The organism is Enterococcus sp. DIV0546, assembly GCF_051712785.1.
Lineage (GTDB): Bacteria > Bacillota > Bacilli > Lactobacillales > Enterococcaceae > Enterococcus > Enterococcus faecalis.
This window is the reverse complement of the sequence record NZ_JBIOPO010000001.1, coordinates 2,674,888-2,697,287: the sequence shown is the minus strand read 5'-3', so window position 1 is coordinate 2,697,287 and position 22,400 is coordinate 2,674,888. Positions and strand designations below refer to the sequence as shown.

21 protein-coding genes are annotated in these 22,400 nt (G+C 39.7%); 14 read left to right on the top strand and 7 right to left on the bottom strand.

Annotated elements, in window-relative coordinates; translation table 11 throughout:
• From IGJ24_RS13025 to gor, 5 genes are all read left to right on the top strand, one after another.
• Nucleotides 1–1,275, top strand: a complete 1,275-nt coding sequence (locus IGJ24_RS13025; RefSeq protein WP_289865711.1) for a cytosine permease — start codon at nt 1–3, stop codon at nt 1,273–1,275.
• 19 nt (nt 1,276–1,294) lie between these two features.
• Nucleotides 1,295–2,389 carry a DUF917 domain-containing protein gene (locus IGJ24_RS13020; protein WP_002354727.1) on the top strand — a complete coding sequence of 365 codons (1,095 nt, stop codon included), beginning with the start codon at nt 1,295–1,297 and terminating at the stop codon, nt 2,387–2,389.
• Complete coding sequence (locus IGJ24_RS13015; RefSeq protein WP_002365445.1) at nt 2,390–3,943, top strand: hydantoinase/oxoprolinase N-terminal domain-containing protein; 1,554 nt, start codon at nt 2,390–2,392, stop codon at nt 3,941–3,943.
• 74 nt (nt 3,944–4,017) lie between these two features.
• A complete protein-coding gene (locus tag IGJ24_RS13010; RefSeq protein WP_002396039.1) occupies nt 4,018–4,416 on the top strand; it encodes a hypothetical protein in 399 nt (132 codons plus the stop codon).
• Between the two features lie 86 nt (nt 4,417–4,502).
• Nucleotides 4,503–5,852, top strand: a complete 1,350-nt coding sequence (gene gor, locus IGJ24_RS13005; RefSeq protein ID WP_002354732.1) for a glutathione-disulfide reductase — start codon at nt 4,503–4,505, stop codon at nt 5,850–5,852.
• Between the two features lie 114 nt (nt 5,853–5,966).
• Here the strand turns inward: gor and IGJ24_RS13000 are convergent, their stop codons facing one another.
• Entirely contained in the window at nt 5,967–6,740 is a 774-nt protein-coding gene (locus IGJ24_RS13000) for a helix-turn-helix domain-containing protein (RefSeq protein ID WP_289865712.1), read from the bottom strand.
• Between the two features lie 177 nt (nt 6,741–6,917).
• On the opposite strand from IGJ24_RS13000, the gene folB reads away from it, so the two are divergent.
• The 6 genes from folB (at nt 6,918) to IGJ24_RS12970 (ending at nt 12,211) form a co-directional block, all read left to right on the top strand.
• On the top strand, nt 6,918–7,280 hold the full coding sequence (gene folB / locus IGJ24_RS12995) for a dihydroneopterin aldolase (RefSeq protein WP_002372599.1): 363 nt from the start codon (nt 6,918–6,920) through the stop codon (nt 7,278–7,280).
• Nucleotides 7,281–7,766 carry a 2-amino-4-hydroxy-6-hydroxymethyldihydropteridine diphosphokinase gene (gene folK / locus IGJ24_RS12990; protein WP_002378871.1) on the top strand — a complete coding sequence of 162 codons (486 nt, stop codon included), beginning with the start codon at nt 7,281–7,283 and terminating at the stop codon, nt 7,764–7,766. It begins immediately after the preceding gene.
• The gene (gene folE / locus IGJ24_RS12985; RefSeq protein ID WP_002383148.1) at nt 7,760–8,329 is read left to right on the top strand and encodes a GTP cyclohydrolase I FolE; all 570 of its coding nucleotides are present in this window, start codon (nt 7,760–7,762) and stop codon (nt 8,327–8,329) included. Before folK ends, folE begins: the two co-directional genes overlap by 7 nt.
• 3 nt (nt 8,330–8,332) lie before the next feature.
• Nucleotides 8,333–8,926, top strand: coding sequence for a non-canonical purine NTP pyrophosphatase (locus IGJ24_RS12980; protein ID WP_002386218.1), 594 nt, complete (start codon nt 8,333–8,335; stop codon nt 8,924–8,926).
• Entirely contained in the window at nt 8,919–9,710 is a 792-nt protein-coding gene (gene folP / locus IGJ24_RS12975; protein ID WP_002386219.1) for a dihydropteroate synthase, read from the top strand. Before IGJ24_RS12980 ends, folP begins: the two co-directional genes overlap by 8 nt.
• Nucleotides 9,711–10,162: 452 nt before the next feature.
• On the top strand, nt 10,163–12,211 hold the full coding sequence (locus IGJ24_RS12970) for a hypothetical protein (protein WP_289865741.1): 2,049 nt from the start codon (nt 10,163–10,165) through the stop codon (nt 12,209–12,211).
• 487 nt (nt 12,212–12,698) lie between these two features.
• Here the strand turns inward: IGJ24_RS12970 and IGJ24_RS12965 are convergent, their stop codons facing one another.
• From IGJ24_RS12965 to IGJ24_RS12940, 6 genes are all read right to left on the bottom strand, one after another.
• Entirely contained in the window at nt 12,699–13,745 is a 1,047-nt protein-coding gene (locus IGJ24_RS12965) for a serine hydrolase domain-containing protein (RefSeq protein WP_109537561.1), read from the bottom strand.
• Nucleotides 13,746–14,114: 369 nt separating this feature from the next.
• A complete protein-coding gene (locus tag IGJ24_RS12960) occupies nt 14,115–14,396 on the bottom strand; it encodes a GNAT family N-acetyltransferase (protein ID WP_240185331.1) in 282 nt (93 codons plus the stop codon).
• A 117-nt stretch (nt 14,397–14,513) separates the two neighbouring features.
• Nucleotides 14,514–15,500, bottom strand: coding sequence for a polyprenyl synthetase family protein (locus IGJ24_RS12955; protein ID WP_002368514.1), 987 nt, complete (start codon nt 15,498–15,500; stop codon nt 14,514–14,516).
• 37 nt (nt 15,501–15,537) lie between these two features.
• Nucleotides 15,538–16,095: a Gx transporter family protein gene (locus IGJ24_RS12950; protein ID WP_002354743.1), complete on the bottom strand. Its 558-nt coding sequence runs from the start codon at nt 16,093–16,095 to the stop codon at nt 15,538–15,540.
• A gap of 11 nt (nt 16,096–16,106) precedes the next feature.
• Nucleotides 16,107–16,529: a NusG domain II-containing protein gene (locus IGJ24_RS12945; protein ID WP_002358956.1), complete on the bottom strand. Its 423-nt coding sequence runs from the start codon at nt 16,527–16,529 to the stop codon at nt 16,107–16,109.
• A 217-nt stretch (nt 16,530–16,746) separates the two neighbouring features.
• Nucleotides 16,747–18,693, bottom strand: a complete 1,947-nt coding sequence (locus IGJ24_RS12940; RefSeq protein ID WP_002354747.1) for an NAD(P)/FAD-dependent oxidoreductase — start codon at nt 18,691–18,693, stop codon at nt 16,747–16,749.
• Nucleotides 18,694–18,970: 277 nt separating this feature from the next.
• On the opposite strand from IGJ24_RS12940, the gene pplA reads away from it, so the two are divergent.
• The 3 genes from pplA (at nt 18,971) to menA (ending at nt 22,184) form a co-directional block, all read left to right on the top strand.
• Nucleotides 18,971–19,900 (top strand): extracellular electron transfer flavoprotein PplA, encoded by a 930-nt coding sequence (pplA, locus tag IGJ24_RS12935; RefSeq protein WP_002368513.1) that lies wholly within the window; start codon nt 18,971–18,973, stop codon nt 19,898–19,900.
• A gap of 255 nt (nt 19,901–20,155) precedes the next feature.
• Nucleotides 20,156–21,223 carry an FAD:protein FMN transferase gene (locus IGJ24_RS12930; protein ID WP_002354751.1) on the top strand — a complete coding sequence of 356 codons (1,068 nt, stop codon included), beginning with the start codon at nt 20,156–20,158 and terminating at the stop codon, nt 21,221–21,223.
• 13 nt (nt 21,224–21,236) lie between these two features.
• Complete coding sequence (gene menA / locus IGJ24_RS12925; RefSeq protein WP_010821964.1) at nt 21,237–22,184, top strand: 1,4-dihydroxy-2-naphthoate polyprenyltransferase; 948 nt, start codon at nt 21,237–21,239, stop codon at nt 22,182–22,184.
• The last annotated feature ends 216 nt before the right edge of the window (nt 22,185–22,400 follow it).

Below are 22,400 nucleotides of genomic sequence, written 5' to 3'. Positions count from 1 at the left end.
ATGAGAATGAAATTAAAAAACGAGCAACAACAATCGTGGCTTAGCTTAGCATTTGTTTGGGCGGGCGCAATGATTAGCGTGCCAGGATTAATTATTGGAGGAACGTTAGTTGCAGGCATGCCTTTATGGGAAGCTTTGTTAACAGGATTTATTGGTTACGGTATTATTGTTATTTTAATGATTTTACAAGGAATTCAAAGTTCCGACTTACAAGAACCTTCTGTCAAAGTCGCTTCTCAAGTGTTTGGCATTCAAGGTTCGCAAAAGATTATTTCCATTATTCTAGCGATTGCTTGCTTAGGTTGGTTTGGTTTGCAAGCCAATGTCAGCGGCGGCGCCTTCACGAACTTTTTAAAAATTTACGGCATTGATTTACCTGTGTCGCTTTCTTCCTTAATCTGGGGAATTATCATGCTTATTTCGGCTCTTTATGGCATAAAAATATTGAAAATTCTGAATTATTTTGCGGTTCCTGTGTTAGTTCTGGTTTGTCTTTATGGCTTGGTGGCTTCGTTAAGAAACAACGGTTGGGAAGCTGTTAGTCAATATACACCTCAAACAGCAGGAAGCTTTATGTCAGGTCTTTCAATGACTGTCGGTTCTTTTGCATTAGGCGCAGTAATTGCTGGAGATTACTCTCAATATGTTTCTTCTCGTAAAGATGTGGTTAAAGCGGCCACCTTAGGGATTTTACCGACAGGCTTGTTGATGATTGGCGTTGGTGCGGTCTTGACCATTGCTTCGAACACCGCAGATATCACGGAAGTTTTTATGAATCTCGGTTTTCCATTTTTAGGAATTATTGCGCTAATTTTAGCAACTTGGACCACGAATGCCGTGAATGCTTTTTCTGGCGGACTGGCCTTGATTAATGTCTTTGATATTCCAAAAGAAAAAGAAAAAGTCGCTGTCGGTGCGGCCGGCGCCATTGGAACCTTATTAGCAGTCGTGGGGATTTTAAATTACTTTACGCCGATTATGTCTGTCCTTTCTGCGATGGTTCCACCAGTGGCTGGTGTAATGATTGCTGCCTATTGGTTGATTAACAAAGGTGATCGAACCAAATGGCAGCCAACGCCTGGCGTGAATAAATTAGGTGTTTTTTCATGGCTAATTGGTGCTGCAGTGGGGGGCATTCCGGTGATTATGAGTTTCTTTCCCAATGCCCCTCAATTGCCTAACCAACCGCTAATTGGCATTGTTTTATCGTTTGTTATTTATTATTTCGGTGCAAAACGTCAACAGACGAACACCGAATCATTAGAAATGGAATGAAGAAGAGGAGTGTCGGAGAATGCGTTATTTAGATGCAGAAGCAATTGAGAATATAGCTACAGGAGCAGCTTTTTTAGGGACAGGAGGTGGCGGTGATCCCTACATTGGTAAAATGATGGCTTTGTCCGCCATCGAAGAAAACGGACCTGTCAAACTGGTTTCTCCAGAAGAAATTGCCGCGGAGGATTTTTTCCTACCCGCCGCAATGATGGGTGCCCCATCTGTCGCAATTGAAAAATTTCCCAAAGGCGACGAATTCGTCCGTGTCTTTGAGAAGTTAGGAAAATATTTAGACCAAGAAACGATTGCGGGAACCTTTCCAATGGAAGCTGGGGGCGTCAATTCAATGATTCCAATTGTTGTTGCAGCGAAGCTAGGCATTCCCTTGGTGGATTGTGATGGTATGGGGCGGGCCTTTCCAGAATTGCCTATGGTAACGTTCCATTTGAATGGGATGTCAGCGACCCCTATGGCAATTACCGATGAAAAAGGAAATATCGGCATTATGGAAACGATTGATAATACTTGGACAGAACGTCTTGCTCGTGTTCAAACGGTTGAAATGGGCGCTAGTGCTTTAGTGAGCATTTATCCCGCGACAGGCAAACAATTACAAGACTATGGTATTCATAACATCGTGACATTATCAGAAGAAATTGGCAAAGTGATTCGAGGTACCTATGCAGATGAACAAGAAAAACGCCAAGCATTAGTAGAAGTTACGGATGGCTTTGAATTGTTCCAAGGAAAAATTCTAGATGTAGAACGAGAAGTAAAAGGTGGCTTCAATTTGGGACGTGTCAAATTGAGTGGCTTAAACAGTGACGCTGGTTCAGAAGCAGTCGTCCATTTTCAAAATGAAAATTTAATTGCCGAGAAAGATGGTCAGGTGATTGCGATGACGCCTGATTTGATTTGTATGGTAGATTTAGAAACTTTAACGCCTGTGACAACAGAAAGCTTGAAATACGGCAAACGTGTCCAAGTAATGGGCTTGAAAGCGAATGCCGCTTGGCGAACGAAAAAAGGTATCGAAACAGTGGGTCCTCGGTATTTCGGCTACGAAATGGATTATCAACCACTAGAAAACTTAGTAGCGAAGGAGGACAAATAAATGTATAAAATTGGTATCGATGTCGGTGGCACAAATACAGATGCTGTTATTTTAGATCATCAATTAAACTTGATTCATTCAGTGAAAGTTCCAACAACCGATGATATTCAAACAGGGATTGCCGGTGCCTTAAATAAAGTCTTGGCAGAATCAGCAGTGGACCCAACCAAAGTCACACATGCAATGTTGGGCACGACCCAATGTACGAATGCCATTGTTGAGCGAAAAAAATTAGCAAAAGTTGGGGTCCTTCGTTTGGGCTATCCAGCAACCGCTTCGGTCTTGCCTTACACAGCTTGGCCCAAGGATTTAGTGGCTACTCTTTCAGAAACGTATGCTTTAGCACATGGCGGCTACGAATATGATGGACAACCATTGACTGCACTGGACGAAGAAGAATTACGTGGGATTTTGGCGTCTTGGCGAGGAGAAGTAGAGGCAATCGCAGTAATTGGCGTTTTTTCTTCTTTAAAAAATGACCAAGAATTGTTTGTTCAAGCGCTTGCGAAGGAAGTGTTAGGGGCAGATGTTCCTGTATCTTGCTCCTCAATGATTGGGTCTGTCGGTTTAATTGAACGGGAAAATGCGACAATTTTGAATGCTGCGTTGCACAAAGTAATTAAAGTGACCAGCGAAGGCTTTGAACAAGCCTTAGAACAAGAAAAAATTCATCACGCCCAAGTGTACTTATGTCAAAATGATGGTACGTTAATGTCGTTAACGTATGCCAAACAGTTTCCTATTTTAACCATTGCTTGTGGACCAACCAATAGTATTCGTGGCGCTTCTTACTTAGCTGGCTTGAAAGATGCGGTTGTTTTAGATGTTGGTGGCACAACGTCCGACATTGGCGTGTTAGTGGATGGCTTTCCAAGAGAATCTTCACTGGCCGTTGATGTTGGCGGGGTACGGACCAATTTTAGAATGCCAGATATCGTGTCAATTGGTGTCGGCGGCGGCAGTCTAGTGCGTGAACAACCAGATGGTTCTGTGACAGTTGGCCCCGATAGTGTCGGCTACCGTATTACACAAGAGGCCCTTGTTTTTGGCGGCACACAATTAACGACCACTGATATTGCGGTTCGCTTAGGCCATGCCCAAGTTGGTGATCCTAGTAAAGTGGCTCATTTAGACCAAGCGTTTGCGGAAAAAGTGTACCAAAAAATTGGCGAATTGGTCAGTGAAGCGATTGATCGCATGAAAACCAGTTCCGCAGACGTGACGGTCGTTTTAGTTGGTGGTGGGAGTATTATCATCCCCGAAGAATTGACAGGCGTTAAAGCGCTAATTCGCAACGAAAACGGGGCAGTGGCGAATGCCATCGGTGCCTCTATCGCTCAGATTAGCGGACAATACGAACAAATTTATGTCTATTCAAAAATCCAACGAGACGCGGCGTTGGCCGATGCCCAAGAAAAAGCCGTCCAACAAGCTGAACTTGCGGGTGCAGTCCCTGGCACAATCGAGTTAGTCGAGGTGGAAGAAACACCACTCGCCTATCATCCAGAAAATGCAACCCGCTTACGAGTAAAAGTGGTTGGGAACATGTATTAAAAGAAAGGAAATCCTCTGGCATATGAGGGTTTCCTTTTTGTGCTATAGTAAAAGAAAAAGAAGGAGGAATAACTATGGCTAAATTATTCGCCTACCAAATTGGTCAAAACCCTCGTATTCAAACGGACCTTTTGGTAGATCCTCAGCTGTTTGAAGATGAGCATGGCTGTGTGGGTGCAGTGGGCTTCGGGTTAGCAGATTGTGTTCAAACCGGAATGTTTACAGATATTGAAGTGATAAAACGGTATCTTCACGAAGCAACCTACGTTTTTATTAATGGTGACTTTGACCGACTAAGTTATTTAGAAATTGGGATTGCACTTTCCTTAGGAAAAACACTTTACGTCATTACAATGAACCCAAACGTAACGAAAGAAGATTTAGGAATTCCCTTCGACAATGCTACGATTGAATTCCTTTCCCCCAGTGCTTTTACGGAACGAATCCATGAAACAGAAGCAGCAGAAAACTAAACAAAAGTAAGTAATACGACTGTCTTTTTTTGCTATTTTTTGCGATAATAAGGGAGAAAGTTCAAATTGAAAGGGAGCCAGAATAAATGAAAACCTATGATTATATTGTTATTGGTGGCGGTAGTGGCGGGATTGCTTCTGCTAACCGCGCAGGAATGCACGGAGCCAACGTCCTTTTAATTGAGGGCAACGAAATTGGTGGGACCTGTGTCAACGTTGGTTGTGTGCCTAAAAAAGTCATGTGGCAAGCCAGCAGCATGATGGAAATGATGGAAAGAGACACAGCAGGCTACGGGTTTGATGTTGAAATCAAAAATTTTAGCTTTAAACAATTAGTTGAAAATCGTGAAAAATATATCGACTTCTTACATGGTGCGTATAATCGTGGTTTAGACAGTAACAACATTGAACGTATCCATGGTTACGCTACGTTTACTGGGGAGCAAACAATTGAAGTCAATGGGACAGAATATACGGCGCCGCACATTTTAATCGCGACAGGTGGTCGTCCGAAAAAACTAGGTATTCCAGGAGAAGAATATGCCTTAGATTCAAACGGCTTCTTTGCGTTAGAAGAAATGCCAAAACGTGTGGTCTTTGTGGGTGCAGGTTACATCGCAGCCGAATTAGCAGGAACCTTACATGGCTTAGGCGCAGAAACACATTGGGCCTTCCGTCATGAACGACCATTACGAAGCTTTGATGACATGCTTTCTGAAAAAGTCGTAGAACGCTATCAAGAAATGGGCATGCAAATTCATCCGAATGCAACACCAGCTAAAATTGAAAAAACGGCGCAGAATGAGTACGTTATTACATTTGAAAATGGTGAATCAATCACGACAGATGCCGTGATTTTCGGGACAGGCCGTCAGCCGAACACGGATCAATTAGGCTTAGAAAATACGAAAGTAGCTCTTGATGAAAAAGGCTACGTCAAAGTAGATAAATTCCAAAATACCACGCAAAATGGCATCTACGCAGTCGGCGATGTCATTGGGAAAATCGACTTAACGCCAGTCGCGATTGCCGCTGGTCGGCGCCTGTCTGAACGTTTATTTAACGGACAAACCGATTTATATTTGGATTATAACTTGGTACCAACGGTGGTCTTTACCCATCCACCAGTTGCGACAATTGGCTTGACGGAAAAAGCAGCGCTTGAAGAATATGGTGAAGACCAAGTGAAAATCTATCGCTCTAGCTTTACGCCAATGTATTTCGCTTTAGGAGAATACCGTCAAAAATGCGACATGAAATTAATCTGTGTCGGCAAAGAAGAAAAAATTGTCGGTTTGCATGGCATCGGCATCGGTGTTGACGAAATGCTACAAGGCTTTGCAGTCGCTATTAAAATGGGCGCGACCAAAGCAGATTTTGATAATACTGTTGCGATTCATCCAACAGGCTCAGAAGAATTTGTAACAATGCGATAAAAGGCGAATAAACCCCAAAAAAGAGCGTTGCTGATGCAACGCTCTTTTTTGAATACACGAGTTATTTCATTCAATTTATAACCAATTGGGTGCTGACAAACGTGATGAAATTAGCTATTTTCTATTATCAGTTGCAACATTTTTTTCATTAAAATGTTGATATAAGGAAGTATCAGAAACGAGTAATTCAATGATTTCAGATTTATCTATAATAGTAATTCTTTGTCGAGATAAAAACGCAATAAATTGTGGTAAAAATCTTTTGGCATAGATATCTAAATATAACTTTGTGGTTTGATTATTATAGGTGACTAGTAAGTAAAAATAGTCGGGACTACTATCAAAAGCGGACACTCTTATCTTTTTGGTATAAATGATTTCTATGGATTCAATTTCAGAATAAGGAATTTTTATTTGTGAAGAACTGTTTTTTATGCATTCAATGATTTTCAGAATCGGGTTTCTGGAGAATTGATGGACCATAATATCTTGTTGGTTAATTATCCAATAATCTGAAAAGATGATTGGAAAAACTAAAAGTAGACCGATAAATATGATTGCACTAAACAACCAAAAAGGTTGATAACCAAAACCAGTAAGTAGCAAAGAGAAACAAGTCCAAACAATACAAAATAAAATTCCTTTTTTTAGATTATAAATTTTTCCAACAACTTGGGGCTTTTTAAAATAAGGACTACCTTGGATTAGCTCATCAATAGAAACATTGTATAAATCAGAAAGCATCAGTAAATTATCAATTGAAGGGATGGATTGTCCATTTTCCCATTTGGAAACAGCTTGTGTAGTGACATGTAATTTTTGGGCAATTTGTTCTTGCGTATAGTGATTATTTATTCTCCGTGTTTTTAAAATAGTTTGGATTAACATTATTCGTTACCTCCTTGATTTTAGAGTAGTCTATTCCGCTATATGTTTCAATCAACTAGTGGTTGATAAGCAAATAATTGCTATTAAATAAACAATAACATCTTTTAACTACTGACTTTTCCAAGAAATATGCTATGATTAAAAAAATCAGCAAAACAGAGGGTAGGGAGTTAGAGGATGGATAAAATTAGAATTAACAACTTGAAATTTTTCACAAAAAATGGTGTTTTGGCAGAAGAAAAACGTCTAGGGCAGCAAGTAGAAATCGACCTTGAAATGCAGTTGTCGCTAGCCGAGGCAGGGCGAACAGATGATGTCACCCAAACTGTCAATTATGCCGAAGTGAATGAATTGATTGCCCAACGAGTAAACAATCACTCGTACGATTTAATCGAAGGTTTAGCGAGTGCTATTTTAGATGATATTTCCGCAGATTATCAAGAACAATTGGACAAAATTATCATTAAAATTAGAAAATATAGTGTGCCGATGCCCGGCCTTTTTGACAATATTGAAATTGAAATGGAGCGAGAAGTATAGATGATTGGCTATGTAGCATTAGGTAGTAACGTCGGCGATCCGTACGCAAATTTAGTGAAAGCCCGCAATTATTTAAACGAAGACCCGCAGATTCAGGTCGTGGCTTCTTCAAAACTTTATGAAACGGATCCTTACGGCTATACAGACCAAGATGATTTTTTGAACGCCGTATTGAAAATTGATACTAGCTATACCGCTGAAGAGTTATTGGCTGTTACCCAAGGGATTGAGCAAGCAATGAAACGTAAAAAATTAATTCACTGGGGTCCGCGGATTATTGATATTGATATTTTATTATTAGGGGAACAGTCAGTCGCGTTGCCCCACTTACAAGTTCCTCATCAAGAATTAACAAAACGGTCATTTGTTTTGATTCCCTTAAGTGATGTTTACGCAGAGGAACAACTATTGGGCGCGCCAATAGCTACGTGGATTCAGCGCAGTGGCAATCAAGAAGAAGTGCGAGTAAGCGAAAAGGAATGGTAGAGATGGAGCAGGAAAAACAAGCGCAAATTGAGCAGGCAGTTACCACGATCTTAGAAGCAGTGGGGGAAGATACTCAACGGGCAGGACTCATTGATACACCCAAACGCGTAGCTAAAATGTATGCAGAAGTTTTTAGTGGATTAACCGAACCTGAATTTGATGATTATAAATTATTTGATAGCTTAAATGAAGGCGAAATGGTTTTAGTAAAAGATATTGCCTTTTATTCAATGTGTGAACACCATTTATTGCCATTTTATGGAAAAGTACATGTCGCTTATCTGCCAGAAGGTGGCAAAGTATTGGGACTAAGCAAGTTACCAAGATTAGTAGAACATTGTGCCAAACGTCCCACAGTTCAAGAAGATTTAACAGTGACAATTGCCCGCAAACTCCAAGAAAATATTCCCGTCAAAGGCATTGCAGTAGCCATTGAAGCGGAACATATGTGTATGACGATGCGCGGCGTGAAAACACCACAAAGTAGCACCAAAACATTTCAATTTACCGGACTATTTAAAGAACAAGAGTGGAAAAATCAATTTTTAATGGAGATACGTTAGAAAATGGAAATCATTGTTGGCACGAATAACCAAGGTAAGTTAAAAGAAATGCAATCAGGACTTAAGGACCCCGCTATTCAACTTGTCTCTTATCGAAAGTATACAACCAGTCAAGAACAACCGGCAGAAACTGGCACTACGTATGCTGAAAATGCTTATCTAAAAGCTCGCTTTTTCCAACAATTAATTGGCCGCCCAGTGTTAGGTGATGATGGCGGCTTAACGTTAACTGCTTTTCCTGATTTATTAGGTATTCATACAAGCCGCTTTTTCCATTCAGCCAATCCGGAAGAACAGAACCGCGAACTGTTGCACTTATTTGAAGGGCAACAGTCGATTCGCGAGTTAACCTTATCAGCCACGTTGGTCTATGTACTCGATGACGACAAACTGTTGCAAACGGAAGCCACTTTGACTGGTGAATTAGTTGAACCGCGCGGTACAGGCGGTTATGGTTTTGATCCGATTATTTATTTACCAGACCGAGGCAAAACCTTAGCGGAGTTGTCCACGAGTGAACGAATGAAGATAAGTCCTAGAATGCGGGCTTTACGAAAGATGATTCAGCAGATAAAGGAGCAATGTGACAATGATTGATTTAAAAAAGAATTACCAAATTATGGGGATTGTCAACACGACCCCCGACTCTTTTTCTGATGGCGGTAGCTACACAACGGTCGACGTGGCCTATCAACATGCGCTTCATTTACTAGAAGCGGGGGCCGATATTTTAGACATTGGCGGCCAATCCACACGTCCTGGCTACGAAGAAGTTTCTCCACAAGTTGAGGCAGACCGAGTATTACCGTTAATAAAAAAAATACGTGAGACTTCTCTAGCGCCGATTTCTGTGGACACCTACTATCCCGAAGTAGCGGAAGCCGCGATCCAAGCTGGCGCCACAATGATTAATGACATCAAAGGATTAGACACTCCGGGGATGGCAGAAGTCCTCGCGCAATATCCTGAAATCCAAGTTGTGATTATGCATTCTAGAAAACGCCAATCTCTTTCTTTAAAAGAAGAGTTACACCAATTTTATACAGAAAAAATTGAACAATGCCAAAAATACGGCCTTTCCTTAGAAAAAATTTGTTTCGATCCAGGGATCGGCTTTCATAAAACTGTCGCAGAAAACCTTCAACTGTTAAAAGATCCTAACGCCTTTCGCTACCAAGATTATCCGTTACTATACGGCGTTTCTCGCAAACGAACCATTGGCGCTTTAACGAACGAACCAGAACCAGCCAACCGTGATTTTGGTTCAGCCGCTGCTTCCTTGTATGCAGCACAACAAGGCGTAGAAATTTTACGTGTTCATAATGTCCAAGGCTTAAAACAAACATTTGATGTCTGGCGAGCATTGTCGGAGAAGGAGTAAAGGTAGACCAATAGACTAAACAGACCGACCATCTTTTTTGATGGTCGGTCTGTTTAGTCTATTGCTAAAATCAGTAATAAAAAATAAACCTGTCATAACTTTTACCGAAGGTTGATTATAATTAAAGATGACGTCTTAAACGTTCGCAACCTAATAAACGGCAGAAACAGAACCAACGCCTTCGGAACTAATTGGTTCTGTCCTGACCTCTTCATGTTTATCGTGTTTATTATGCTAAGTTGAAACGGGAAAGTCGATTGTTAAATAAGCTTTCGTTTTTTAGGTATTTTTAAGAAATATTTTAGAGTAGATACAGCATAGAAATTCTATTACAATTGTCTTTGGATCTTCAAATAATATCAATTGTTATTTAATATTTATTTTATTTTTTACAAGTAAAAGTAAGGAGGTTGTAATCTCAATTGAAAAAACATAACTATTTATTGATTTTATTGTGGATAGTTGGAGGGATCTTTTTAGGAGTTGAAAAAGTAGAGGCTGCTCCTAGACCATTAACAGAACTGGGCTATTTCCATTGGGCAAATCAATCGATTACACCAGCGGCAAACACATTTATTATGCATTACGGTGAAAATACATCCGTTGAACCAATTGAAGGCGAAGTGTATTCAAACTACATGGCAGTTAGTCAAACGACAAATAAAAGTAAAGCATTAGTAAAAAATGTGGGGTTCTATGAAGGAAAAGCAGTTAATTTATTAGTTACATTACAACGGAATAAAAGTAATTTGGATGGAGGATCAATTAGTTTTACTGAAAGCTACTTTTTAGGAATTACGATTAAAGGCGAAATGCTGGTTACCTATGATTTTGTTGATAATTATGGTCAGCCCTTAACGATAAAAACAGCGTTTAATTACTATGGGTTAAATTCAAACAAATATGTTGGCTATAAAAACCCTGGAACGATAATTGATGCCTTATATGCGGAAAATCCTACACATATTCTTTACGATACGTGGGATGGCGGAGACGATGATTATTGGTTATATCTAAAAAACGTTACTGCAGGGGTACCTTGGCGGGACCCTCGCCAGCGTTTTGAAATGACGACCAAAAGTATTTCTACTGTTACGTTTGTAGTCCACAACAATGACACAACGCCGTCATCCATTGTTTACTTTACGGATTTTTTGGCAAAACCAGAATTTCCACCAGCCTACGCAATGGATACTTATTTTGAAAGTGCAGAGACGGCTGTTTGTTTAAATGTGCAACAGACCATTCCAAATATTGATCAGTGGACAAAACCTAGTCAAATGGTTGTAAACGTTAACCTGAACCAAGTAAATCAAACAAAGCAATATCAATTTGACAAAGTCTTAGTTACAGGCTTTAAAGGAGAAGATTTAACGGATTTATTTACTAGCCAAACAGATGGTGAAAATGTCCAAATTATGACAAAAAATCTGTCAGATAGTCGTCTCTACGATACCGTATTACAATATAAAGTTTACTTGAAATGGCAAGGGACTCAAAATCCAGTCGATACGGCGCTCATTTCAAATGGAAAATTAGACTTGCCGTTTAGTGCAAGAACTCTTTTAGATGGAGAAAATTTAGAGGAAACGACTGCTACATCCAGTGTGAATTATGTGGGGAAAGCAACGACTGTGTTTTTAAATGAACAAGATAATGCTATTCATGAACCAGTCACAAAAGAAGGGATTTTAACCACGCCTTTTGACTTGTCTAATCAGTATCCCAAAATAGCTGGCTATGAACCAATTAAGACCCAACAAGATCAAGGAATGTTTCTTCCAGAGGAGCAAACAATTATTCATCGTTATCGTGAAAAGAAGTTATTACAATTCAAATTGATGGATGAAGAAAATCCGCTATTGGTCTCACGTTTTACAAATCAGCGAGAAGTTACTTTTTCATTTTCCCATGATCCATCAACCAATATAACTCTAATAGCGAAGTGTGGCACGGAAGAAAAAGAATTAAAAAAATATGTAGATGCGCCAGAATCGGTTGTTGATAAAGTTACGTATACTTTTCCTGAACATTGGTTGAATCGAGAGGTTTTCTTTTATATAAAAGATGAGAACAATCAAGAGTCAGAAAAAGACAGTCGGACTCTTCAAAAAGAAGCTGGGCCCAAGCTCATTTTACCTGATACAATCAATTTTGGTGTGAATGAAATTCCCGCAACAGAGACAATGATTTCTTCTATTACAAATAAAGAAATCCGCATTGAAGATACAAGCAAACTTGATAAAAGTCGGTGGACAATTAAAGTAAAAGAAGAACAACCGTTAAAGAACGAAAGCGGTGAGTTACTCGACAAAAGAATAAGTTATGGTGAGAAGAATCAGCGTGTTCTAATTAATGCAGATAGCCAACCTATTTTGCAAGGAAGCGGCAACGCTACCGCTAATTTGACCAAACAACTTCAGTTGACGATTTTTCCTTCTGATCCAGTCGGAAGGTATAGTGGAGTATTGCGATGGTCTCTGGAAGATGCGCCAGAATAAAACCTTTGTTTAATAAGAAAAAAGTGTCCAAAGATCTATTAATAGATAATTGGACACTTTTTTCTAGATCTCTCTGGGGCTCCTACTTTTTTAAAGAGAGCGCCTTCTAACAAAGTGCAAATGTGTTATACTACACAAGTAGGAAGTTTATGACGGTGGCAATTTCTCAAAAAAGGGGGACTGCCAATGTTTTTGCTTGTTTGCTCTTTCCCTAGAAAGGAATAGCAGTGACTGTCTTTGAAGCATTGATGCTTGCGATCGCTTTCGCAACATTAATTGTTAAAATCAGTAATAAAAACGACAAAAAATAAACCCGTCATAACTTTTAGCGAAGATTGACGGGTTTATTAACCAATAAATTAAAGCTACCGTCTTAAACGGTCTACCCGAGAGCGTATGTCTAGTACGCTCTCTTCGTGTTTATTATACCAAGGTATCACCTAAAAAGCTAGCCGCTAAATCTTTCAATAGGGTTAGAGCTTTTTTATTAATTTTGAGAAAATGACCAATCTCGAATTAAATTACGCCAATTGGAACGTTCATCCATAGAATATTGATCTAATTCAGAAGTGGCTTCCCGATTATAAAGCATAACTTTTCCTAGACCTGCTTTTCGATGCAGAAAGATTTCGCAGTAAAAACCTAGATATTGACCGCCATGGTAAAACCAATCTCCTAACTTCATCCAACCACAATTATATTCTTTTAAATAGAGATTGAAAACTTGATCCCAACTTTCGGGCGACAAAATTTCGCCCTTGAGAACTGCTTGTAGCCATTTCGATAAGTCGTTAATAGTCGAGACCATACATCCATCTGCAGATAGTAATTGATAAGTATTTGGAAATTCATGTAGTTCATTATCAATGTTACGATAGCTCTTTGCTATGCTATTTTTTGTGGCAAATGAAGTTTTTACCATCGATAAAGGAGACAAGATTTTTTGTGTTACAAATTTCTCAAATGAGAGTCCAGATACTTTTTCAATAATCAAACCTAATAAATAATAATTAGTATTACTATAAGAAACTCGGGTTCCAACCTGAAAATCCATCGGTTTAGTAGCAATTATCGTTTTCAATTTATTGAAAGAAATTTGTTCTGCGGTAGCAAATTCAGCATAAAATTCCTGAAGTTTTTCGTTTAGCTCTGGTCTCTGTTCTTTAATTTTTTTTAAACTATTTAAGAATAGCTCCGTTGGATAATCAGGTAGACCACTACTCATTGTCAATAAATGTTTAACTGTGATTGTTTTTGGAATCAGCAAATCTGGGAAAAAGGCTACTACTGGCATTTCAAAGTTTAACTTACCTTGTTCATGAAGGATCATGCAGGCGGTGCCAGTGAATTGCTTTGTTACAGAGCCAATACAACTTTGAGTTGCTTCTGTGAATAACTGTTTTTCCTTAAATTTTGCAAACCCATAATTTTTCTTAGCTAAAATTTTATCAGCGGTAACAAGTGCATAACTACCATTGTAATCGGTCTGTTGATAGATAGTTTCTAATCTATGGATTATTTCTTGTAAATTCATTTTTTCTCTCTTTTCGCTATAGTCTCCAAGGTGGATATTACTTGTCTTGGGAAAAATGTTAAATTAAGCGAACATAGTTGGTACATCTTTACGCAAAAAATCACGTCCTTTCAATTATTAGTATACGCTTTCAATACATAAAAACGGCAAAAAGGATTTAGAAGAAACAAGCTTACATCAAATGTCCTCTATGAAGTGGTCAGGATAAGTATCCCAATATTTTTTATAGACACGGTCTGCGTGATTATCTAAATTTAACTGGTACATTCAGAAATGAGCACATTTTTGGGTTGCCATTGTTCTGTGTATTAGTAACAGTACGTCATACAGATTTGTTTCATCACATTTCCACTGCGATAATTTTCTACATCATGTGTGGCTGTAATATAGGGGATACTCTCTTTTTTTCAGTAATGAAACCAATGATTTACTGGCGTCTGTCACAATCCCTTTATACCAAAACTCCTTTCGAAGTGCATAGCCAAAGTCGTGACTATCGTTCATTTCCGCTTTTACGTAGCCAATTGGACAACTATTTTCTTTATCTTTAAGACAGATGGCAAGGTAATAGGGATGATGCTTGATTGTTTTTTCATAAAACGCCCATATTTCGCTGAGCGTGGTATGAGAATACCACTGGGGAAAAGTCATAGTAGCACCTCTTTCTACTAATGAATCAAGTATATTTTTAAATTCTATCATAAAATATATGTTTGATATCACCTAAAAAGCTAGCCGCTAAATCCTCAATAGGATCCAGCGGCTTTTTTAATTTTCTCTTGTCAAAATTGTTTGTGTAATTTCATACAATTGTTCTTTCGCTTGGGCCTTTGTTTCAGGAAGTTTGCTGATTTCTTTCAGCGCTTTTTCTGTGTAATGAGTGGCTAATTGTTGGGCCTTTTCTACGCCACCTAGTTCATGGACAAGACGATAAATTTCCTGTGTTTCTTCATTAGTCAAGGCTTCTTTTTTCATTAAAAGTGGCAATAAGACTTCACGATTGGCTTCAAGTGCATAAATCAAGGGCAAAGAATACACGCCTTGACGTACGTCTTCTAAGACGGGTTTGCCGATAGCATCGGCAGTTTGTGTATAGTCCAAAATATCATCAATAATTTGAAAAGCCAGTCCGATATTTTCGCCGATTTCACCACAACGTTTGGCAAAACGTTGGGAGGTGCCACTTTCATAGGCACCGACAAAACAACTTAGCGCAAACAGTTCCGCTGTTTTCCCAGAAATATTTTTTAAATATTGGTCAATCGTTACCTCGAAATTATAGCGATTGTCCATTTGACCAAGCTCACCAGTCAGGACTTTTTCCATACTGCGCGAATTTAATTGAATGCTTTTTAATGAAGAAGAATAATCAGATAAGAGCTTGAAACAGCAAACAAAAAGATAATCGCCTGTATACACGGCTGTGCTATTGCCAAAGCGCGAACGCAATGTTGGCAAGCCACGACGCGTATCGGCTTCGTCGACAATATCGTCGTGAACTAACGTGGCGGTATGCAGTAATTCAATGGAAGCCGCTAACGCTGTCGCCTTTTTAGGGTCCCGCTGTTCACCAAAATAAGAGAACAACAGTTGGTAGGCTGGACGTAGCAATTTGCCGCCAGAATGAATCATGTCATGGACAGCAGCTTGAATTTCTTGATTATCGATTTGAACCGCTTGTTCCATCAAGCGAAGAGTAGTTGTTAATTCTTTTGATAACGTAGGATAGGTATTCCACATAGGATGTATATTCATAAGATGACTCCTTTAATTGTGGCGGACAGGTTTTCAATTAGAAAAATTGACTCCACTTATGTTTCGTTGTTTGTTCATAATTCAGTTGGAATTTTCGTAACGTCTGGACATGTTGTAGTAAATAATTAGCGGCAATCCCAATGGCAATCCCCGAAAGTAACCCAAACAGAGATAAAAATGGCAAGTACAGCATCGGCGCCCACGAATGAGCAAAGAAAGAGGTCGTTAGCAACTGACCAACGTTGTGTAAGAAACCACCAACGGCACTAATCCCAATAATGCTGACCCGTTTTGGCCCCAGCTGCTTGACAAGCAACATGCCGAAATAACTTAATAAGGCACCACTGGCACTATAGAAAAAGGTCGAAAGTGTGCCGCCCAGTAATGTCGTTAAAATCAAACGTAAACAGACTAGGAAAAAACTATCACGCTTACGCATGGTGAAAATCGCAATAATGGTAATTAAATTTGCTAGACCGAGCTTTGCCCCAGGAGCAAATGCGAAAGGGTAAGGAATCATATTTTCGATTAAACCAATAATGACCCCTTGGGCAACGAGCATAGCAATATAAATATTCTTGTGTAATTTGCTCATAGTTGTCGTGCTTAATAAATTAAGCTACCGTCTTCACTCCCATCAGAAGCTTCCACGGTGATAAACAAATTGTGGGGTAGACAGGCAATCGGGGTTTCACCAGGTTTGGAAATCCAGCCTCGCCGAACATCCACTAAGTCAGCACAGTTGGCTTCCTTCACGCGGATACGATCACCATCTACTTCAATCAGGTTGTAATCACCGTCTTTTGCTTCGTATTTATATGTATAATGCGGGCCGTCCTTTTTTAAGTCAAAGACTTTGATTACTTTGTTGTCTACTTTCAAGACTGCTTGATACGTAGCCGCTTCTTGACCACGGTTTTGCATGGCAAAAACAACAAGGGGCAGAAAAGAACCAAGAACTAAAACAGCAATAATAATAACGTCCCATGTTTTCAAGCGACTTTTCTTAATGAATTCTTTGATCGTCATTTTCTTCTCTCTCCTTTGGTGTTTTTTTCTTGTCTATCATAACATAATGAACGGAAAAGAAGTATTCTTTTCCAGTTGAGCCACCATATTATATAAAAGAAAATATGTGGGACAAAAGTCATGCTTGACTGCTGTCCCACATACTAAATCCTATGATAGTCAGCTGGAGACATGTGTCTCAGCTTTTGCTCGTAGTTGTCAATCGATTATCGATTGCTTACTTACCGCCGTATCTAGCTTTCGGGGTACCATACCACGCTTTACCAAGTTTGCGTTGAATCCATGGAATTACCCAGCGGTCTAAACCGACAGCACGGCCTGAACCGTTCATCAAAGCAAAAGCGACAAAGATAAACCAGATATTTACCCAATAGAACATGCCAGATAAACAGAAGGCAATTGTTAAACCAATTGTAGCAGCACTTGATAACCAAGTGAATAAACCAGCAATCAATGCTAAAGCAATACATACTTCAACGATTGTCATGAATTTTTGCATGAACAAAGCAACTTCTTGGTTTGGCATCATAAATTTCATTACGCTTTCGAACCATTTAGGCATGTGATCAAACACTTGCATTGGTGTTTCGCCGTAAGCGTAGCTTAAACCAAAGTGCGCTGCTTGTGTTGCCGCATCGGCACCACCGCTTGCCGCCGCATCCGCCGCACCACTTGCAGCAGTTGTTGCTGTTTCAGTTGCTTGAGAAGCACCTGTTGTTACTTGTTCTTGTAACCAAGGGAATGGGAAAACGACTTTATCTGTGAACCAAGAACCATCACCAAACCAAGTGCTTGGTTTCAAGTAATCGCCGTTGCCGACAATTTTCTTCATTGATTCGACTAACCAAACCATACCATAGAAAACACGTAGCGGAACACTCCACAAGACATTGCCGTAACGAGACGTATGTCCGCGAGCAACAGAACGATCATCTTTAATATGGAAGATTTCGTGCATAATGTATTGGAACATGTAGTAACCAGAACGAATATCAAAGAAGTATTTCAAGTTAACGATATGTTTCATAATGATGGCTAAGAAACCACTCAAATGAATTTTATCGAATAAGTTGGCAACGCCCCATTTCGCGCCGATGGAAACCATGAATCCTTGGTAGTTTCCTTTAAAGGCGTGTTTTTCGCCACCTTTAATATCTGCAACGATGTTGGCAGCCGCAGTATGACCTGTTTGTTCAGCTGCTTGAACGATTTGAGGAGTTGGTGTATTTGGTGTTTCTTCGTAATAAACCAAGTCACCAATGATATAAATGTTTTTGTCTTCGTAACCTTTTGCTTGCATGTATTCATTCGCAACTAAACGACTACCACGTGCTGCTTCTAAACCAAAGTCAGCGGCATCAGAAGTTGCTTTCACACCAGCTGTCCAGATTAACGTATGCGTTGGTACTTCAGAACCATCTTTTAATTTAATGTGATCTGCTGCAACTTCAACGATTGGTGAGTTCAATAATAATTGAACATTTTTCTTTTCTAGATAACGTTCTGCTTTGGCAGCATCGTTACGAGATAACATGTTTAAGATGGTTGGCATTGCTTCAACAACCATTAATGTAATTTCGTCTGGATCAATTTTGGCATCTTTCGCTAAACGATCTTTCCAATCGATTAATTCGCCGACCATTTCGATCCCAGTAAAACCAGAACCGCAGACAACGAATGTTAACATTGCTTTGCGTACTTCAGCATCTGGTTCGATGGCTGCTTTAGCAACGGTTGCTTCAATGTGATGACGAATTTTCACTGCATCATCAAATGACCATAAGGTGAAACCATTTTCTTTCACGCCTGGTGTTCCAAAGTCGTTTGGTTCGCCACCCATACCCAGAATTAACTGGTCAAATGGATAAGAACCTGCTAAAGTTTTCACAACTTTGTTTTCTTTGTCGATCCCAGTAACAGTATCTGTTACCAATTTTACGTTTTTCTTGCGTGAGAACAAACGTTGTAAGTCGTATTGAATTGCTTCTGGTTCAACACGTCCGCCTGCTACTTCATGCAATTCGGTCATCATAGTGTGGTAAGAATGGCGATCAATCAATGTGATTGTTACGTCCGTATCTTTTTTAAATTTCTTTGCTAGAAATTTAGTAGCTGAAACGCCAGCATACCCAGCACCTACAACGACAATATTTTGCTTTGTCATTGACAATCCGCTCCTTAATATTGTAAGTAGTAAAATAGTGATAATGATTAATAAGTACACAATCGACTAACATTATATAAGTATTTCACGAATTTGTCTAATATAAATTTTAATTGTCAACAAATTTACTCCAACGATGAGTTTTTGATGAAAAAAAGACCGAAATGTAAATATTTTTAGGGGATGGTCTTGACAACGTTTTTAAAACCATTATAATGTGTAATGTATCACAAACTTTTGATGTTTGTGAAAATCATGAAAGAAAAGGTGACTATCAATGAAAGTGAATAAATTTGTTAAAGGTTTTGCGGCAATTGCATTATTTAGTTTAGTATTAGCAGGCTGTGGCGCAGACAAGAAAGACAACACAACGAACTCTTCTAGCGCAGCATCTTCAGAAACGAAAAAATCAACGGAATCATCAGCACCAGCGAAAAAAGTTGCCGGTGGCGATTTAAAAGATGGTACGTATAAATTAGAAGAAAAAAATGAAAAAAATGGTTACCGTGCAGTCTTTGAAATGACTGTAAAAGACGGCAAAATCACTGAATCTAAATATGACAACATCAATGCTGACGGCAAATCTAAAACAGAAGACACTAAGTATGAAGAAAGCATGAAAGCAAAATCTGGTGTTGGACCAAAAGAATACATCAAACAATTAAACGATTCTTTTGTTAAAGCACAAAGCGCAAGCGGTGTGGAAGTAGTAACTGGTGCGACTCATTCATCTGAATCATTCCAAAACTACGCTCAACAATTGATCCAAGCAGCACAAGCTGGTAACACAGACACAATCGAAATCGACAATGGGGCAACATTGAAAGATGGTACGTACTCATTGAAAGAAAAAAATGACTCAAACGGCTACCACACAACATTCTCAATGACTGTAAAAGATGGTAAAGTGACTGAATCTAACTACGATAACGTGAACGCTGACGGCAAATCTAAAAAAGATGACACTGAATACGAAAGCAAAATGAAAGACGTTGCTGGCGTTGGACCAAAAGAATATATCGAAACATTAAACAAAGAATTTGTTAAAGCAATGGGCGAAGAAGACGGCTCACCTGCAGGTGTTGAAGTGGTAACTGGTGCAACACACAGCACACATTCATTCATCAACTACGCACAACAATTAGTGAACGCTGCTGAAAAAGGCGACACAACTGAAATCGTTGTTGACAACATCGTAACAAAATAAGTAATAATAAATGAATCGTGAAGTAGTTCCTGAAACGCTTTTCAGCAATTACTTGACACCATTGAGGGGTTGGGAAAAAGTCGGTTGGCTGACTTTCCCGCCCCCTTTTTCTTCGCTAGTTCTGTCCATCATTTCACAAATTTTTTCACAGAAATTTGTGAATTTCCAAGAGAAAGACTTTTCATTTTTTCCAAAAAAGGCTACTATGCAAGAGAACTTATTTTTTAATTAAAGAAGGAAAGAAGAGGGAATCCTATGAAAAAGAAACTTCTGCTCATGGTGAGTGTTCTAGCAGTGCTATTTGTGGCAGCTGCTTGTTCCTCAAAACCAGAAGCGAAAATTAATACAGAACCATACTCTGACCGTCAAACAATGCTTGGTACCTACGTTCAAATTCGCATCTACGATGATGGCAAAGAAGACGTCTTACCGAAAGCCTTTGCCCGTGTCAAAGAACTAGGCGATAAAATCACAGTCAACCAACCAGGTTCAGAAATTGATGAAATCAACCAAGAAGCAGGCGTGAAACCGGTCAAAGTCTCAGATGACCTGTATCCTTTGTTGAAAAAAGCCTATGAATACAGCAAAGACTCCCGCGGCGGCTTCGACATGGCAATTGGCCCAATCACCTCTATGTGGCACATTGGCTTCGATGATGCCCGCAAACCAAGCCAAGCCGAAATTGATCAAGCCTTGAAACTCGTTGATTACACGAAAGTCAAATTCAACGACAAAGAGCAAACCGTTTACCTTGAAGAAAAAGGCATGCAATTGGATTTAGGCGCAATTGCCAAAGGCTTCATCACCGACGAAGTCGTGAAAGTCCTCAAAGACAACGGCGTCACCACCGCTATCGTCGATTTAGGCGGGAATGTTTACGTCTTAGGACACAGCCCACGTGGCAAAGACATGGATTGGACAGTCGGGATTCAAGATCCGAATAAAGCCCGCAACACAGTCTTAGGTCAAGTCAAAGAAAGCAACAAAACCTTAGTCACATCAGGAATTTATGAACGCTACTTAAAAGTCGATGGCAAAACGTACCACCATCTCTTCGATCGTGAAACTGGCTATCCGTTTGATAACGACATCGCAGGTGTCACCATTATCACCGACAAATCCATCGATGGTGATGGTCTCTCAACAGCCGTCTTCTCAATGGGCGTCAAAAAAGGACTAGAATATGTCGAAAGTCTGAAAGGAACCGATGCCATTTTCGTCACAAAAGACGACAAAGTCTACATCAGCAAAGATATCGAAGGCAACTTTGAAATCGGCAAAGACTCTGGCTATACGATGGGGAATCGGGCCGATTTGAAATAAGGAGCGACTAAAAATGTCTTTAAATGTGTTTTTAAAAGTAGTGGAAATTCAGACGAAGCTTGCCAGTCTCTTTCCCTTTATTATCGGGGTCTTGTTTTCAATGACCTATTTTGGGGAAGTTCAGTGGGGCAACACGCTGGTTTTCTTCATTGGTATGGTGGTCTTTGATATGGCCACCACCGCCATTAATAATTACATGGACTTCAAAAAAGCCAAATCGGACGTCTACAAGTATGAAGAAAACATTATCGGACAATCAGGCGTTTCACCACAACTGGTCCGCAACATGATTTTCGCCATGATTGCCTTCACTGCCGTTGTGGGTGCTTACTTAACGGTTCAAACAGGCTGGCTCTTCCTCGTATTAGGCGGGATTTGCTGCTTCATCGGTATTTTCTACACGTATGGACCGATTCCGTTATCCCGCATGCCCTTGGGAGAAATTTTCAGTGGCTTCACGATGGGCTTAGGCATCTTCGTCTTAACCGTTTACTTGAACGTCGTCACCAATCCGCCTTTTTACTTAACGGTCGATTTCGCTAGCGGCGCCTTTCGTTTAGACGGCAATCTCTGGGCGGTACTTGCGATTGTCGTGGCGTCCTTACCCTTGGTCTGTTCGATTGCTAACATCATGCTCGCCAACAATTTACGGGACTTAGACACGGATATTGAGAACCACCGTTATACATTAGTCTATTATATTGGGCGCCCAGCAGGGATTGTGCTGTTTCAAGTGTTAGCGCTAGCTGGTTATCTGGTGATTTTATTCGGCTTCATTAGTGGTATTTATCAATGGCCTGTGTTAATCACGTTTGCCACTTTGCCTGTCATTTGGAAAAATATTCAAACGTTTAAACAAGAATTGCCGCAGCCGAAAAGTTTCCGTCATTCCATTAAGAACTTAATGGTTTTCAATGGCACCTATGCCTTAGGGCTATTCATTAGCGCCTTACTTGGTTAGTCTTGCGGAAAAATAGCGGGCTGGGCGAAAAAAATACTGTTTTTTTTCAGAGGCCTGCGTCAAAACAATCAAACAAAGCTCAAAATGTTAGTATTCGTTGCTAACATTTTGAGCTTTTCTTGTTAAAAATAGCGGAATCTTAAAATTTTGTCAGGGGATTTTGGTAAAAATTTGCCGAAATCGCCCTTTTTTTGAGCCGATTATTAAATAACAGCT

Coding starts and splice junctions, on each gene's coding strand:
- IGJ24_RS12960 (WP_240185331.1), bottom strand. CDS start 14,396: ATGACTTTTCCCCAGTGGTATTCTCATACCACGCTCAGCGAAATATGG.
- IGJ24_RS13025 (WP_289865711.1), top strand. CDS start 1: ATGAGAATGAAATTAAAAAACGAGCAACAACAATCGTGGCTTAGCTTA.
- IGJ24_RS12945 (WP_002358956.1), bottom strand. CDS start 16,529: ATGACGATCAAAGAATTCATTAAGAAAAGTCGCTTGAAAACATGGGAC.
- IGJ24_RS13010 (WP_002396039.1), top strand. CDS start 4,018: ATGGCTAAATTATTCGCCTACCAAATTGGTCAAAACCCTCGTATTCAA.
- folE (WP_002383148.1), top strand. CDS start 7,760: ATGGTAGAGATGGAGCAGGAAAAACAAGCGCAAATTGAGCAGGCAGTT.
- IGJ24_RS12965 (WP_109537561.1), bottom strand. CDS start 13,745: ATGAATTTACAAGAAATAATCCATAGATTAGAAACTATCTATCAACAG.
- folB (WP_002372599.1), top strand. CDS start 6,918: ATGGATAAAATTAGAATTAACAACTTGAAATTTTTCACAAAAAATGGT.
- IGJ24_RS12980 (WP_002386218.1), top strand. CDS start 8,333: ATGGAAATCATTGTTGGCACGAATAACCAAGGTAAGTTAAAAGAAATG.
- folK (WP_002378871.1), top strand. CDS start 7,281: ATGATTGGCTATGTAGCATTAGGTAGTAACGTCGGCGATCCGTACGCA.
- IGJ24_RS12955 (WP_002368514.1), bottom strand. CDS start 15,500: ATGAATATACATCCTATGTGGAATACCTATCCTACGTTATCAAAAGAA.
- IGJ24_RS13000 (WP_289865712.1), bottom strand. CDS start 6,740: ATGTTAATCCAAACTATTTTAAAAACACGGAGAATAAATAATCACTAT.
- IGJ24_RS12940 (WP_002354747.1), bottom strand. CDS start 18,693: ATGACAAAGCAAAATATTGTCGTTGTAGGTGCTGGGTATGCTGGCGTT.
- IGJ24_RS12950 (WP_002354743.1), bottom strand. CDS start 16,095: ATGAGCAAATTACACAAGAATATTTATATTGCTATGCTCGTTGCCCAA.
- IGJ24_RS13015 (WP_002365445.1), top strand. CDS start 2,390: ATGTATAAAATTGGTATCGATGTCGGTGGCACAAATACAGATGCTGTT.
- folP (WP_002386219.1), top strand. CDS start 8,919: ATGATTGATTTAAAAAAGAATTACCAAATTATGGGGATTGTCAACACG.
- menA (WP_010821964.1), top strand. CDS start 21,237: ATGTCTTTAAATGTGTTTTTAAAAGTAGTGGAAATTCAGACGAAGCTT.
- IGJ24_RS13020 (WP_002354727.1), top strand. CDS start 1,295: ATGCGTTATTTAGATGCAGAAGCAATTGAGAATATAGCTACAGGAGCA.
- IGJ24_RS12930 (WP_002354751.1), top strand. CDS start 20,156: ATGAAAAAGAAACTTCTGCTCATGGTGAGTGTTCTAGCAGTGCTATTT.
- pplA (WP_002368513.1), top strand. CDS start 18,971: ATGAAAGTGAATAAATTTGTTAAAGGTTTTGCGGCAATTGCATTATTT.
- gor (WP_002354732.1), top strand. CDS start 4,503: ATGAAAACCTATGATTATATTGTTATTGGTGGCGGTAGTGGCGGGATT.